The sequence below is a fragment of the Bacillus rhizoplanae genome (assembly GCF_917563915.1).
GTDB classification, from domain to species: Bacteria; Bacillota; Bacilli; order Bacillales; family Bacillaceae_G; genus Bacillus_A; species Bacillus_A rhizoplanae.
Window position 1 is genome coordinate 47,713 of record NZ_CAKJTI010000005.1, and the last position, 14,772, is coordinate 62,484.

12 protein-coding genes and 1 pseudogene are annotated in these 14,772 nt (G+C 37.3%); 4 read left to right on the forward strand and 9 right to left on the reverse strand.

What is annotated here, in order from left to right; genetic code table 11:
* The first annotated feature begins 54 nt into the window (after positions 1 to 54).
* The gene (glsA, locus tag LRP84_RS07140) at positions 55 to 984 is read left to right on the forward strand and encodes a glutaminase A (RefSeq protein ID WP_230574446.1); all 930 of its coding nucleotides are present in this window, start codon (positions 55 to 57) and stop codon (positions 982 to 984) included.
* Between the two features lie 179 nt (positions 985 to 1,163).
* Positions 1,164 to 1,505, forward strand: a complete 342-nt coding sequence (locus LRP84_RS07145) for a DUF3969 family protein (protein WP_230574447.1) — start codon at positions 1,164 to 1,166, stop codon at positions 1,503 to 1,505.
* Between the two features lie 54 nt (positions 1,506 to 1,559).
* On the opposite strand, the gene LRP84_RS07150 is transcribed toward LRP84_RS07145, so the two are convergent.
* The 3 genes from LRP84_RS07150 to LRP84_RS07160 all read right to left on the reverse strand — a co-directional run bounded on the left by LRP84_RS07150 (position 1,560) and on the right by LRP84_RS07160 (position 4,025).
* Positions 1,560 to 1,718, reverse strand: coding sequence for a hypothetical protein (locus tag LRP84_RS07150; RefSeq protein WP_020061179.1), 159 nt, complete (start codon positions 1,716 to 1,718; stop codon positions 1,560 to 1,562).
* A 357-nt stretch (positions 1,719 to 2,075) separates the two neighbouring features.
* Positions 2,076 to 3,497: an amino acid permease gene (locus LRP84_RS07155; protein ID WP_230574448.1), complete on the reverse strand. Its 1,422-nt coding sequence runs from the start codon at positions 3,495 to 3,497 to the stop codon at positions 2,076 to 2,078.
* Between the two features lie 273 nt (positions 3,498 to 3,770).
* The gene (locus LRP84_RS07160; RefSeq protein ID WP_230574449.1) at positions 3,771 to 4,025 is read right to left on the reverse strand and encodes a biotin/lipoyl-containing protein; all 255 of its coding nucleotides are present in this window, start codon (positions 4,023 to 4,025) and stop codon (positions 3,771 to 3,773) included.
* 287 nt (positions 4,026 to 4,312) lie between these two features.
* On the opposite strand from LRP84_RS07160, the gene LRP84_RS07165 reads away from it, so the two are divergent.
* On the forward strand, positions 4,313 to 5,728 hold the full coding sequence (locus LRP84_RS07165; protein WP_230574577.1) for a sigma-54 interaction domain-containing protein: 1,416 nt from the start codon (positions 4,313 to 4,315) through the stop codon (positions 5,726 to 5,728).
* A 91-nt stretch (positions 5,729 to 5,819) separates the two neighbouring features.
* Here the strand turns inward: LRP84_RS07165 and LRP84_RS07170 are convergent, their stop codons facing one another.
* The 3 genes and pseudogenes from LRP84_RS07170 to LRP84_RS07180 all read right to left on the reverse strand — a co-directional run.
* Positions 5,820 to 7,103, reverse strand: coding sequence for an acetylornithine deacetylase (locus LRP84_RS07170; protein ID WP_230574450.1), 1,284 nt, complete (start codon positions 7,101 to 7,103; stop codon positions 5,820 to 5,822).
* A 112-nt stretch (positions 7,104 to 7,215) separates the two neighbouring features.
* Positions 7,216 to 7,953, reverse strand: coding sequence for a tRNA pseudouridine(38-40) synthase TruA (gene truA, locus LRP84_RS07175; protein ID WP_230574451.1), 738 nt, complete (start codon positions 7,951 to 7,953; stop codon positions 7,216 to 7,218).
* Positions 7,954 to 8,170: 217 nt separating this feature from the next.
* Positions 8,171 to 8,842: pseudogene (locus tag LRP84_RS07180) on the reverse strand (DnaD domain-containing protein); the annotation flags it as partial.
* Positions 8,843 to 9,388: 546 nt separating this feature from the next.
* On the opposite strand from LRP84_RS07180, the gene LRP84_RS07185 reads away from it, so the two are divergent.
* Positions 9,389 to 10,837 (forward strand): L,D-transpeptidase family protein, encoded by a 1,449-nt coding sequence (locus tag LRP84_RS07185; RefSeq protein ID WP_230574452.1) that lies wholly within the window; start codon positions 9,389 to 9,391, stop codon positions 10,835 to 10,837.
* Positions 10,838 to 11,323: 486 nt separating this feature from the next.
* On the opposite strand, the gene LRP84_RS07190 is transcribed toward LRP84_RS07185, so the two are convergent.
* The 3 genes from LRP84_RS07190 to LRP84_RS07200 form a co-directional block, all read right to left on the reverse strand.
* On the reverse strand, positions 11,324 to 12,112 hold the full coding sequence (locus LRP84_RS07190; RefSeq protein ID WP_230574453.1) for a COG4705 family protein: 789 nt from the start codon (positions 12,110 to 12,112) through the stop codon (positions 11,324 to 11,326).
* 382 nt (positions 12,113 to 12,494) lie between these two features.
* Complete coding sequence (rlmD, locus tag LRP84_RS07195; protein ID WP_230574454.1) at positions 12,495 to 13,880, reverse strand: 23S rRNA (uracil(1939)-C(5))-methyltransferase RlmD; 1,386 nt, start codon at positions 13,878 to 13,880, stop codon at positions 12,495 to 12,497.
* 10 nt (positions 13,881 to 13,890) lie between these two features.
* Positions 13,891 to 14,754, reverse strand: a complete 864-nt coding sequence (locus LRP84_RS07200; protein WP_230574455.1) for a DNA-3-methyladenine glycosylase family protein — start codon at positions 14,752 to 14,754, stop codon at positions 13,891 to 13,893.
* Positions 14,755 to 14,772: the final 18 nt, after the last annotated feature.

A 14,772-nucleotide genomic window follows, 5' to 3' on the forward strand; every position in this document is an offset into this window, starting at 1 on the left:
CGCGCTTGTCGGGAAAGTTAAATTTAGTAACTAATATAATAGGAGTGGTTTATTATGCAGTGTATCGAGACTAGCAATTTACAACAGTTATTAGATCAAGTTCGGCCCTATACAAAACAAGGTAAGCTTGCAACATACATTCCCGAGCTAGGAAATGCAAATCCCGATGATTTAGGTATCGCGATTTACCATAAAGAAAGCCATTACGTTCATGCGGGAAAATCCCAGATACTCTTTACACTTCAAAGTATTTCAAAAGTAATTACACTCGCACTTGCGCTTTTTGACCGCGGTGAAGAGTATGTATTTTCTAAAGTTGGCATGGAACCCACCGGTGATCCTTTTAATTCTATTATTAAATTAGAAACAACAAGTCCCTCTAAACCATTAAATCCAATGATTAATGCTGGGGCATTAGCTATCACAAGTATGATTGCAGGAGAGTCCAATGAAGAAAAAATGGAACGCATTCTTCACTTTGTCCGTGATATTACAGATAATTCTTCCATTAACTACTCTTCTAAAGTTGCCATCTCTGAATTAGAAACAGCTTATTTAAACCGCTCTCTTTGCTACTATATGAAGCAAAACAACATTATCGATGGTGATATTGAAGAATTAATGGATCTATATACACGCCAATGTGCGATTGAAGTAAACTGCATCGACTTAGCCCGTATCGGACTTATCTTTGCGATGGATGGTTATGATCCATATCGCAACAAACAAATTATCCCAAAATACATTACAAAAATTTGTAAAACCTTCATGGTAACATGCGGCATGTACAACGAATCTGGAGAATTTGCAATTCGCGTTGGAATTCCAGCAAAAAGCGGTGTAGCTGGTGGTATCTTTGGATGTGTAAAAGGTGAAATGGGTATTGGTATTTTCGGTCCTGCTCTAGACGAAAACGGAAACAGCCTCGCTGGATTTAAAATATTGGAGTTACTTTCTGAACAAGAAGGTTGGAGTATTTTCTAAAAGGCGCCATTTCAGGCGCTTTTTTCTATATAATTTGTGCATATTCTCTATACAATTCCGAATAGTATAGTACAACCTAGTGTTTTATCATATGAAACTTCCATGCAGGAAATACCTTTAAACTAATCAAATTTTATTGAAAGTATCCGGCGAGCAAACAGGATAAAAGGGAGGTGCCCATGAAACTCATCCTTCAAACAGAAGATCAGGCAGTTCTTGAGAAAACCATTCTTCTTTTTGTATTAAGCATCGTTGAAAGTTTAAAATTAAAAGTTGTTTCCCTTGATGAAGCCTATCGATACATATTTAATTTAGATGTACTGGAATTGTTAATGGACCGAAGTATTAATGATAAAGTACTAGAAATTGTTCATTTCGGCATTGAATTAGAAGACATTCAAAACTTAATCCCCGAAGATTTAGAACAAAATATCGAAGAATTAAAATGGCGCTGTATTCAAGCGCTAAGTGACTATGAGATGTATGAGGAAACGGAGCAATTGATTGAAGATATTCGGTAAAGCGAAAATTCCAGTAAAATACTGAAAAAAAAAAAGCACCTCTTTAGGTGCTTTTTAATGTTTTTTTAAACTGTTTTTATATGTTTCAATATTTACTGGTAGCTCTTCCTCTTCTAACGTATGTTCATTTACATCTTTATGAATGTAAGCACCCTTTGGAGGTTGATGATCGTGTCCTTTTTTCTTATGATCAAAAGATTTACCGCGTCCCATACTAACACCCCTTCCTTTGAATAAAGTCTATGTTAGTATAAATAAAAGGTCGTCGACATATGCAATTGTTTGTTGTATTTCCGAGGAAATGGTAGAAGTTCGTTGATTCCTCGCTTAACGAGGAGTGAATCCCCTGCTGCCATACCTCAATTCATTCAAGTAATAATGAGTGGAAAATGAAGCCCCCCCACTGATGGAAGTTTCACTTTATCCCGCACTAACGGGCAGTAAGACCCCCACCTCAAGATTCAGAGAAAGCGAAGAAGCTAGGTGGGGGATAACTGCCCGTAAGAGCCCGATTGGTTCAACTAACCATCAGTGGAAAATGAAGCCCCCACTGATGGAAGTTTCACTTTATTATAAACTTTGCGCTTCTGCCGTATTCGTCTCTTCAACCTGTTTCATTTTGTTGTTCTTATTTTTAGAAAAATGATAAAACAGTAAGCAAACAATCATAAATGGAATACCGCAATACAATGCCATACGTTGCTCTGGAATAAAGGCCATACTCACAATTACAATCATATTTAATGTAAAAGCAAGAAGTGGAACAAACGGATATAATGGCGTTCTAAATTTCAAATCCTTAATATCCCCGCCTTGCTTTACATACGTTCTTCTCGCTAGAAGATTTGATAAAGCAATAGATGCCCAGACCAGTATTGCACCAAACCCTGCGATAGAAAGAAGCCATAAATAAACTGTATCTTCTGCATATATACCGCATAATAAAGAGAGACAACCAACAATGGTACTTGCAATTAATGCATAAATTGGAACACCCTTTTTAGATAACTTACCAAAAATCGGACTAATCATTCCTTGGCTCGACATAGACCAAAGCATACGAGAAGTGGCATATAAACCAGAGTTTGCTACTGATAACACTGCTGTAATAATAACGAAATTCATAATATCTGCTGCATATGGAATACCAATTTTATCAAATACAACTACAAACGGACTTTCTACTAATCCCGCTTGTTCCCATGGGAATAATCCAGCGAGTATAACTATAGAAAGTATAAAGAAAACTAATATACGCCAAACCGTATTATTAATTGCTTTTGGAATTGTTTTCTCTGGATTTTCACTCTCTCCAGCCGCAATACCAACTATTTCTGTTCCCTGAAAGGAAAAATTGACGGCAACCATTGTAACTAAAATAGCTGTCAGCCCATTTGGAAACAGTCCTCCGTGATCAGTAAAATTCGAAAGCATTGGGGCTGGTTCATTTCCTTTCATATCTAAAAATCCAAACATAGCTGCCCCGCCTAAAATAATAAATGCAATAATCGTAATGACTTTAATGCTCGCAAACCAAAACTCAACCTCTGCAAAACTTCGTGAAGATAATGCATTAACAGCAAAGAGAAGTACTGCAAAAACTACGCACCAAATCCAAGATGGTACATCTGGAAACCAACGTTTCATTAAAATACTAACTGCAATGAGCTCAATCCCTATCGTAGCAGACCAGTTTAACCATGACATCCAACCTACTACATAACCTGCCGCAGGCGAAATATGCTTTGTAGCATACACTTGATAAGATCCTGCACTCGGCATGGAAACTGCTAATTCCCCAAGGCAGAGCATTGTTAAATACATAACAAAGCCTCCAACAAGATACGCGGCAATTGCCCCGCCTGGTCCAGCTTCATGAATAGTATAACCAGATCCTAAGAAAAGGCCTGTACCAATAACCCCTCCAAGTGCAATCATAAATATGTGTCTACTTTTCAACTCCCGCTTTAACTCCTGATCTTGCTGCTTCATATGAACCCCCCTTTAATTTTACAGGCACCCCGAAATGTAAACGCTTTAAATTTAATATGAAAAAGAATAAAGTGCATTGTCATTTCATGGTTACTATAGATCGGTAACAAGAGGGAGATTTTTCAAAAGAAAATCTCCCAATACAAGAAAATACCCAAAACACGATAGATAGTTAATACTAAAACTTTCTTATGCTTCACCTGGTATCGACATAAATTAAACACTTGTTTAAAAGAGCATTAGAAAACGGTACATAATCCAGAAGGCTTTGTATTAATCACTTCCTGTAATCAACATATCATCCCTGACTGTTATTAATAATGTTTGATTTGTGATAGCTTGTCCTTCTTCTACTTGTAACAATTCCACATAACCACTGATTCCCACTTTAATCTCTACTGTCTGTTTATCCATTGTTTCAATTAAAGCTAATTTCTCCCACTCATACACATAGGAGCTTTCGTTAATAAATAATTTTTCAACTTTACCATAACAAGGACTGTACACGTTTTCTATCACTGTTCTCATCTTTTAAACCCCTCTTTCTTATTAAGTGCAGATGTAACCCTTTCAACTTACCTCCCATTCCAAAATTTAAAGTACTCAACTACTATTAATGCAAGATATGTACCAACCTAATTTCTTACGTGGAATTAAGAGTTAGTACTGAAAAAATCTTAATACACGCAAAATTTTTCTTCTCCTTTAAAGATTTTTAAGCTGAAAAGCGCAAATTTTTTTTGCATACTTGCAATAATTTTATTAAAATTAAGAAAAATCAATCTTCATCGAGTATAACAAGGAGAAGATAAATGATGCACACAGAAGAAATCAATTTCAAAAAATTAGTCGAAATGAATATGCTATATGAAACCTTACTCAATGAAATTGATATTGGGATTCACATTATTAACGAAGAAGGTAAAACGATTATCTACAACCGCAAAATGACGGAAGTTGAATCAATGAATCATAAGGAGGTACTATATAAAAGTCTTTTAGAGGTATTTGCATTTGAAGAAAATCAAAACAGTACTCTTATAGAAGCACTAAAACTAGGAAAAGCGAGAAAAAATATAAAGCAAACTTATTTTAATAATAAAGGACAAGAGATCACAACAATTAATGATACCTTTCCCATAGTAGAAAATGGAAAAATAAAGGGTGCTATTGAAATAGTAAAAGAGATTCCCCAGATAAGGCAAACAAGTAAAGCAAATTCCCTTCGAGGGCATAATACTAAATTTACCTTTAATCATATAATAGGTAATTCTAAAGCCATTCAATCGGTTATTACAGAAGCAAAAAGAGTAACACGCACCTCTTCCTCTATACTTATCGTGGGAGAAACGGGGACTGGTAAAGAATTATTTGCACAGAGTATTCATAATGAAAGTTATCGTGCAGGGAAACCTTTTATCTCACAAAATTGTGCTGCTATACCTGAAACTCTAATGGAAAGTTTATTATTCGGCACAAACAAAGGGGCTTTCACAGGTGCAATAGATAAACCAGGTTTATTTGAAGAAGCACACGGGGGAACTTTATTATTAGATGAAATTAACTCATTAAGCCCAGCGCTTCAAGCTAAATTGTTGCGTGCAATACAAGATAAAACAATACGAAGAATCGGAGGAACACAAGAAAAAGAAGTAGACGTTCGAATCATAGCAACTATTAACGAAGATCCAATTGAAGCCATTACACACAACCGATTACGAAAAGACCTATATTACAGATTAAGCGTTGTTACTTTATTTCTTCCACCTTTAAGAAAGCGAAAAGAAGACATCTTACCCCTTCTTCGTAGTTTTATTGAAAAATATAATATGCAGTTTGGCTTAAAAGTAAAAGGTATAAATGACAACGTAAGAGACTTTTTCTATAAACACGATTGGCCTGGAAATATAAGAGAATTAGAACATATAATTGAAGGATCTATGAATTTAATAGAAGATGAGGAAATGATTACAACATCCCATCTTCCAACACGTTTTTATGAGTTAACAAAAAATGAATTAAATATTCACCCTCCTCTAACTAGGTGGGAGACAGATAACTCAGATCACACATCTAGAAATTTAAAGAACACAATAAAAGAAATGGAAAAAGAATATATCGTTCAAATTCTTAACGAACATAATGGTAATATCTCACAGGCCGCAAAGTACTTAGGATTAAGTAGGCAAAACCTGCAATATCGATTAAAGAAGTACGGGCTAAACACGTAAAGATTCTCGCTCTGTCATTAATCCATACGAGTTTGTATACATCACATGGGTTTCTTTAAAGTTTCTATAAGTACAGCAAAAAAGGGCGCTCTTAAAGAACGCCCTTTTTTGTATGGCACCACTTATAAATGAATGACAGAATCACTTTTGTAAACTCAACAAGCTGTTCTATCTCAACCTTTTCATTTACTGAGTGCGCTTCTTCTAACGTACCTGGACCATAAATCACTGCTGGAATATTAAATCCACTAAACCATCCTCCATCAGTTACTGTAGCAGACATATCAAGAATGGCACTGCGGTGTAATGTTGATTCATGTACAGCAGCAAGTTGTCGCACTGCTGGATGATCTTGATCAACTTCTAATGAAGGAAAGATTTCACCACGATCCACAATCATAGATTCCCCGCCCCATTTAAATTGTGGTGGATTTTCACGTAACCATGGATCAGCTGCCGCAAGTCTGCCAATATAATCTTCAATCTCCTCTATCACCTGTTGATGTGTTTCATTTGGATAAAAGTGTACTGTAATCCATAATCGGCATTCATCCGCAATAAATGCCGCATGACGTCCTCCTTCAATGACTGCCGGATTAATTGTTGTTGTTCCTACTGGATAACCATCATATGTTTTCATAACCGCCCAGTGACGTTCTAGCTCTTGCAACCCCTGCACAATTTTCATCATCTTTTCAATCGCACTCGCTCCGAACAAGCGACCTCCGGCATGAATCATTTGTCTGCGCGTTGCATCATGAAACGTTTGCGGACTTTTCACAGTAATCCATCCTGTAATAACCCCGCCTTGGCCTTGCATATGTAAATCACTTGTATCCACAACAACTGCAAAATCAGCGTTATATCCACGCTTACAACATTGAAGTGTTCCTGCTTCTCCTACTTCTTCTCCAATGACTGATTGAAAAATTAAATCCCCAGGTAGTTCGATACCAGCTTCCTGTAAAAGCTGAATGGCAAATAGAGCTCCAGCTAGTCCACCTTTCATATCAGCAGCGCCGCGGCCAACAAGCCAACCATCTTTAATAAAAGGTTCAAATGGCCCAGTTTCCCATCGTTCATCCGTTGAAACTTCTGCTACATCCATATGACCGTTAATGATTAAGCTTTTGTGTGAATCTCCTGCTGTCCCCTTTTTCACTCCAACAATATTCGGATCATTCGGATACACATCCCATTTATCAATTTTAAAATCACGCTTCGTTAAGAAATCAGCGACAAATTGCTGTGCCTCATTTGTATTTCTCGCTGGTGGTGCAGGAGTTTCAAAACGAATTAATGTTTTTGTCAATTCTAATAGTTCATCTTTTCTTACATCTATTTGTTCTAGTAGCTTTGAAATCGTTTCATTCATTGCAAATTCCCCTTTGCGTACCTAGTGTATTCTTGCTCTTATTTTTACATGAAAAAGAGACTGTTTACAATTTTACAGTCTCTGAGTATCTATATAAATTACATCAATCTCTCTAAAAATCAACTTTCTCCAAATACAACCCACTTGCATCAGCAAGACAATTTATTTGGTTTCGTTGTTTTGCCTCTAAAATTTGAGGTATTGCTTCAGCGTCTAACTGGCCTAATCCAACTTCTATTAACGCTCCAACAATTTTTCTCACCATATTGTGAAGAAATCCGTTTCCGCTTACTCTAATTTGGATAAAGCCTTCGTCTTCAACGATATCAAGCATATATACTTCTCGAACCATAGACTTCTTCTTGGATTTAGCATTTGAAAAAGCAGTAAAATCATGTGAGCCGATTAAATATTGAGCAGCTTTTTTCATACTTTCGATATTCAACTTTTTTCCAACGTGCATGCTGTATTTTCGCATGAATGGATTTGTATGTTCCTCATTCCAAATCTTATATAAATACGTTTTCGCTTTCGAGTTGTAGCGGGCATGGAAACGCTCCGGAACTAATTCTACATCAGTAATACTAATATCATTTGGTAAGTATTGATTTAAGTACTTTTTAACTTTAGGTTCCGTTAAATTCTCATCAATCTTAAAATTAGCTACTTGATTAAGAGCGTGTACACCAGCATCTGTTCTACTGCATCCAAGGATCTCGATTTCTTGTCCGAGCATTTCAGATAATACATTCTCTATTTTTCCTTGAATGGTATTTTCACCATCGCCGAGCCGCTGCCAACCCTTATAGCGTGCACCATCATATTGAATCGTTAACTTGTAGTTGTTCATTGTTTTCTGCTACTAAACCTATTCATATTTTTAGTAACAGACTCACCGCCTTTCTTATACCTAGAAAATACAATTCATGTACCTAACCATATCATATATAATTCTTCTCACCTGCATATTTAAAAATACCACGTTATAGAGAACAGTGATAGATAAGGAATACAAAATTCCTTAGTGCAGTTTCCATAACAGGCGCTTCCTCTACTTCACTAAGCTACGTATACCCTTCATGCCCATCTCGTAAAATACCCTTCGCATAAGCAAGCGTCGGCTTGTTGTTTTTATGGACAATCTGGAGTGCTTGTAATACGCAATCCTCCGATAAGTCCTCGATCCTGCCATTCAGCTTCTGTGACAAACTACCGAAATTTTGCTTATAAAACATGAATACATTGCAGTCGGAATCCACTTCTTCATCTGCTTTGCAGCTTTCAGACGCTTCTTGGGAAGCAGCGGACATCTCTTCAACCGGCATACCGAAATGCTCCAATAATAGTGGAATACTCAGCTCTTCCTCCAAACATTTTTGAAGAAACATATGTACAAACTTTTTGCTTTTCACAGTCTTTAACTCACGCAACACACATTTCTCGATGTTCGTATTCGTAATTGGGTTATAGCGCAACCAATTCTGGATGTATAACTCCTTCGTGTCTGCATCATATAGTATTTTTCCATAGTCGATGAACCGCTGCAGCAGCTTCTCGACAGTCTCTCTGTTGTAGCCTGTTTCCAGCTCCGCCAAACGCTTCGGCAACGGATAAATGCCACATTGCGTAGTTTTAGAGCATGTCAGCAAGTATATGTAAAAGTATCGCTCCTCCGGGGTTAAGTCCAATATAAAATCATCCTGCCAAAAATTCACCTGTATATTCCGGTATACTGCCACGCCTACTCCTCCCATCATTAGCGGAAAATACAAAATTGCCGTTTCCTTAATAGATATAAAGATGGATGAAGAAAGTTGGTAATTTAATTTTATTTTTTTCAGGGTGATTCTTGTAGTAGTAGTTTCTTTGTTTTGTTTTTGTAATGATTTATTACTTGCAAGGGGCTTTTGAGGGGCTTACAAGAGGCTTGTAAGGGGCCATTCATTGTAAATCAAAAGAATTTGGCTATCAATTTAAGGAACATTTTAGGTTATACAATTATTTTTGATATTAATGATAAATCTTGATAACTAAGTTTATATTTTGTTCGTAAACATTTTACCTCATTGACTCTATTTCTATAATCTATATCTGATACCAAGTTATTAACGCGTTCATTCGGTTGACAAAAATCCAATTTTGACCGATTCAGCACTATAAAACTTGGTAAAAAATAGTGAAAATCCAAGAATAATAAGGTAAACTAATCAATGGTTTTATTTTACTAGTTTAAAGTCGGTTGACGTTAATATCGAGGTTATATTAGGTATGCGGAGGAATGGTTTATGAGCAACAACACGATAAGTGAATCAGTTGAAGAAATTGATAAAAAACAGGTAAACTCAATCAAGCGTTTTAACAATTGGAAGTTTATCACGACGGGTGTCATCGTTATGATTGCACTCCTAATTGCGGGAATTAGTTATTATCAGACAACCCGGTTCAATTCACAGGTTACGATTAATGACACAAAAGTCGGCGGTCTGACTGCTGATCAAGCAATAAAGAAATTAAAAACTTCTGTATTAAAAAACAAAGTCTATGTCGGCCAACAACAAATTTTAGATGAAAAAGATACGCAAACGGGATTTACTGATGAGGATTTGCCTAAAGTTAAGAAATTACTAAAAAGCCAGTGGACATTTTTTCCTTCCTCAAAGGCAAAAAATTATTGGCTGATACCCGAAGAGGCGGATCAGTATCGAAGCGAAACGATGAAAAAACTTGTAGAAGAAAAGCTCATATCTATGAATAAAAGTTTAAAAGCGCCTCAAGATGCGATGGCGAAGTTGGAACAGGGCAAAGTTTTTATCTCAAAAAGCATTAACGGAGAACAGTATGATGTCGCGAGTCTATTGAAGGATTACGAGAAGCAGAAGTATAAAAGTGAAATCCATTTGAATCCTGTATACATGCAGCCTATTAAAGAAAACGATGCGGTTGTAAAAAAAGAGGAGAAAATGCTACAGGATCTACTTCAACAGACCATTGATTATAAGGTACAGAATGAAGTTTACCCTTTAAAAGCTAAAGATCTCATTAAAAACGCCTCTATGTCAAAGGATATGAAGGTTACAATCGACGCGAGTGACATTAAGAACAAAATTGCTGAAATTAATAATTCTCAAGCAACTTTAAATAAAGACTTCACATTTAAAACCCATTCTGGTTCGGTCATATCAGTAAAAGGACAAGGCTATGGCTGGGAAATAGATGTTGAAAAAGAAACAAAACGAATCCAAGAAGCCTTCGAAAAAGGGGAAAAATCGCTTTCTGCTTCTAATATTTACGGAAATGGCTGGAATAATGAAGGCATCGGTTATGAAACAACAGCGAATAATGGTATTGGAGACACGTATGCTGAAGTGTCAATTGCAGAACAGCAAATTTGGATTTACAAAGATGGAAAATTGGCAGTCACAACGAATGTAGTGACCGGTAAACATAGCACCAATGAAGATACATCACCAGGAGTATGGTATATCCTCTATAAACGATCACCATACACACTCAGAGGCAGCGCAGTGGGTAAACCCGATTATTCTGTTAAGGTAGATTACTGGGCTCCGTTTACAAACAGCGGACAAGGGTTCCACGATGCCGGCTGGCGGACAAACTGGGCAAATAATGCCTATTTAACGGGAGGTTCAGGCGGATGTGTCAATCTCCCTCCTAGTATTGCGAAAACCGTGTATGATAATCTCAGTACTTATGAACCGGTTGTCGTGTACTAGTAAATAGCAGTCTCTCATGAAGTGATGTATGTATCCAGAACTGAAAAAGTATTTTCTTTATAAAAAAAAGAAGCAGGCAATCGCAAGTGATTGTCTGCTTCTTTTTTTATGTATGATACGCCCTTCTCATGTGCAGGTGGAGAAACAGTTATATGCTTATACTCACTTGCAACAAAAACTCCATTTACTTATGATACGCTTCACCGCGATGGATCTAAATGAGGATTTATTGTATAAAGTAATACAACCATAGATTTTTCATCCACACCGATTGATGGGTGGTGAGAGCACTGATTTTCTTCTGAATGCTTATACACCCAAAAGGGTACCTATGCAAAAGGCACCCTTTCATTTGCTTAAAAAGCATTTTTTAAAGTTCTTTCTTGCAATACCAGTGGTTTTAGAAACTCACCTAAATACACATTCCCTATTTATTCTAATTAGGGGGTAAGCAAAAGCTATGGACGAGTGAACTTTCTGCCGCTTCTATGCCGCGGCAGGCTCATCCTTACGATCTTTTTTGCTAATCGTCAGGTAGCCGACAAGAACAACAATAATAATCGTTAAGACAAGACTGACCGGACCTTCGCCCAGCCCAAGACCACCGCGGTTGTGAGACGCCGAGATCCAGTCCGAAAACGAGGCACCTACTGGACGAGTCATGATGTAGGCGAACCAGAAGGCAAATATCTCATTTAGACCAAACAACCAATATCCTAGAGCTGGAATGGCAAGCAAGACGGCAAACAGCACCCCAGAGGAAAAGTAACCTAAGTGCATCGTTGACGCGGTCATGTCACCTGCAGAAGTACCGAGGGCGAACGTACCCAGTACGGTGCACCAGTAAAAAATCTCGCGACGAGTAGTGTAAATACTGTGGATAGACAAAGTCTTCTCGAACGCGTTCCAGATGACGAAGATAACTGCCAGTGTCGCTGCAAAAAACACGGTTGATACAAGGTAGGGGATTCCCAACACAACATGCACAGCATCAGCAGCCATCGTACCAAAGATACTTACCATCACGATAACGAGCCAGTAGATCCATGGCACATATCTTCGTACTAAGAATTGCAGTACCAATGAGGCTGCTAAACCAATTCCCCCAAGAGCGACTGCAATGATCGGATTCATATGATTGACTAGGTAATCAGAAAACACCTCGCCCATTCCAGTAGTCAGCACCTTGGTAATCCAGAAATAGACTGTAATTTCCGGAACTTTCGAAAAGATCGGCTTTGCGCGATGCATAGCGGCCGATAAGGACTTATTCATATGCTCGTTTTTCCCTCCAATGATTCTTTCCTTCACAAAAAAACAATTTGGATGCAAAAGAAATTATTTTTAAAGTTTATTATTTTTTCTGAGTTGGGCTTTTTGTATAATCCGGTCTGTTAGCCTTTCAACAAACGGATTTGCGGAAATAATCATTTGTACAACACCACTGCATCAGAACATAAAAATATGTTACACGGAAACACCCTTCACTACATGAAAGGAGAATGAGAATTATATTAAAAATTCATTAAATAAAGTTCATTTACTCAAAAAGAATATCGTTTACTGTTACTTGTGGCATGGTTCAGCGTAATGAATCCTGAACAAAAATTAGGCCTTATCGATTTTTCGATAAGACCTATCACTCACTGCCACATCTTTAATTTTCTTTTCTAACAAGCTGCACCACACACTCAACATGCGCAGTATGCGGGAACATATCAACTGGTTGCACATACTCCACTTCATAACTCTTCATTAATGTTTTCACATCACGTGCTAATGATGAAGGATTACAAGAAACGTAAACAACTTGTTTCGGTTTTACTTTCAAAATCGTTTCAAGTAGTTTATCATCACAGCCTATACGCGGAGGATCAACAACAATTACATCTGGACGCCAGCCTTCTTTCACCCATTTTGGTAACCATTGTTCCGCTTTTCCAGCCTCGTACTTTGTATTTGTAAACCCGTGACGCTTCGCATTTTTCTTCGCATCTTCAATCGCTTCTGGAATGACATCCATTCCGCGCACTTCCGCTGCATCGTTTGCAAGCCAAAGCCCAATTGTACCAACGCCGCAATAGGCATCTACGATTTTTTCTTTTCCTGTTAACGCAGCTGCTTTTTTCGCTTCGTTATATAAAACAACCGTTTGCTCAGGATTCAACTGGAAGAATGCGCGTGCCGATAATTCAAATGATAAATCACCAAGCGTTTCTTGAATGATTTCTTTTCCAGCTAAGCGGAATGTTTTATCACCAAAAATAACAGATGTTTTACGCCAGTTCACATTTTGCATAATCGATTTTACAGATGGCATTTGTTTTTGTACTTCTGCGATAAACTGATCTTTATTTGGTAATTCTTCTTTTGTTGTAATTAATGTGACTTGTACTTCCCCTGTTTGAACCGCAGCACGTGTCACAATTGTACGTACAAGACCTTTTTGTTTTTTCTCATTGTAAATAGAAATGTTCAGTTTTTCTAATATACGTCTTACAACTTTTGTTGCTTCGTTTGTTGCTTTATGCTGAATCATACAATGAGAAATATCAATTAATTGATGTGAGTTTTGTTTGTATAAGCCTGTAATGACTTTTTCGTCTTTACGCCCTACTTGCAATTGACTTTTATTGCGATAATGCCACGGATCTCCCATACCAAGTGTCGGACGAATATCCGCTTCCATACTTCCGTTCATATACTTTTCAAATGCTTGTACAACAATATCACGCTTTTGATTCAACTGCTCTTGATAATCTAAATGCTGAAGCTGACAACCGCCACATTCATCGTATACAGGACATGGCGGCTTTACGCGATGCGGTGAAGCTTTACGAATTTTTTTCACTTTTGCTTCTGCAAAGCCACGTTGAATTTTCGTTGCTTCTGCAACAATTTCCTCTCCCGGTAATGCTCCTGGAATGAAGACAACTTGTCTCTTAAAGTAACCTACGCCCTCTCCGTTAATTCCAAGACGTTTAATTGTCACAGGAAACGTTTGACCAACTTCCAACTTACTCTCATGTTGTTTTTGTATCATTGTTACACCTCTACTCTATACTTTTCCATAAATATAATGATGCATAACTGCAATATGGTTCACACTCTTGTTTCATTCGTTCTAAAAATGCAGCATCTGGTTTTTGTTCTAACTGAAATAACTGTTGAAGTGCGCGTTGAATTCCGATATCTGCTTTTGGAAACATATTTTGACGTCCAAGCCCGAACAGTAAGAAATTTTGTACGGTCCACGCTCCAATACCTCGCAGCGGTAATAGTTGTTCTCTAACCTCTTCGTCTGTTTTTCCCTCTAACTCTTCTAAGTTTAACTTACCGTCCATAATATGTTTCGCGAGCCCAACGATATATTCCGCCTTACGCTGACTAAATTTTTGATTTCTCAATTCTTCTACTGTAATACTTGCTACTTGTTCAGGTTTTGGAAAAAAGAAAACACCTTGTTTCTCTGTTCCGTATGTTTTTACAAATTGTTCTGTGAGCTTTGTGGCAAATTTTAAATGAACTTGTTGATGAATAATGCAGCGAAGAAGACATGAAAAATAATCAAACTCTAAAATAATGGGTGTATATGCAAATGTTTCAAACAGCGGACGTAATGATGTGTTTATAAAATGATTTTGAATCTCATGAAAAGGTTGATTCCATTGGAAAATAGAAGAAATACGCTTCATAATTTTATCTTGTTTGTCTGTTTGGCTAGAGATCCAAAAATGTGGCTGTTCTATTGTCCCCTTCCCTTGTACACGTACAACAAGTTGCTCTCCATCTATGCTAAGCGGAACATGAATTGTTTTATCTTCTAGATTAACGACATTTAATGGATCAAAAGATAATCGCTTTAACACTTCTTCAAAACGATACGGGTATTCTAACGTAACTTGTTCGCTCCACATACGTTCCTCATCCTTTTT

Excerpts from the sequence above, each read along its gene's own strand:
- glsA (WP_230574446.1), top strand. The coding sequence starts at position 55 with ATGCAGTGTATCGAGACTAGCAATTTACAACAGTTATTAGATCAAGTT.
- LRP84_RS07145 (WP_230574447.1), top strand. The coding sequence starts at position 1,164 with ATGAAACTCATCCTTCAAACAGAAGATCAGGCAGTTCTTGAGAAAACC.
- LRP84_RS07150 (WP_020061179.1), bottom strand. The coding sequence starts at position 1,718 with ATGGGACGCGGTAAATCTTTTGATCATAAGAAAAAAGGACACGATCAT.
- LRP84_RS07155 (WP_230574448.1), bottom strand. The coding sequence starts at position 3,497 with ATGAAGCAGCAAGATCAGGAGTTAAAGCGGGAGTTGAAAAGTAGACAC.
- LRP84_RS07160 (WP_230574449.1), bottom strand. The coding sequence starts at position 4,025 with ATGAGAACAGTGATAGAAAACGTGTACAGTCCTTGTTATGGTAAAGTT.
- LRP84_RS07165 (WP_230574577.1), top strand. The coding sequence starts at position 4,313 with ATGCACACAGAAGAAATCAATTTCAAAAAATTAGTCGAAATGAATATG.
- LRP84_RS07170 (WP_230574450.1), bottom strand. The coding sequence starts at position 7,103 with ATGAATGAAACGATTTCAAAGCTACTAGAACAAATAGATGTAAGAAAA.
- truA (WP_230574451.1), bottom strand. The coding sequence starts at position 7,953 with ATGAACAACTACAAGTTAACGATTCAATATGATGGTGCACGCTATAAG.
- LRP84_RS07185 (WP_230574452.1), top strand. The coding sequence starts at position 9,389 with ATGAGCAACAACACGATAAGTGAATCAGTTGAAGAAATTGATAAAAAA.
- LRP84_RS07190 (WP_230574453.1), bottom strand. The coding sequence starts at position 12,112 with ATGAATAAGTCCTTATCGGCCGCTATGCATCGCGCAAAGCCGATCTTT.
- rlmD (WP_230574454.1), bottom strand. The coding sequence starts at position 13,880 with ATGATACAAAAACAACATGAGAGTAAGTTGGAAGTTGGTCAAACGTTT.
- LRP84_RS07200 (WP_230574455.1), bottom strand. The coding sequence starts at position 14,754 with ATGTGGAGCGAACAAGTTACGTTAGAATACCCGTATCGTTTTGAAGAA.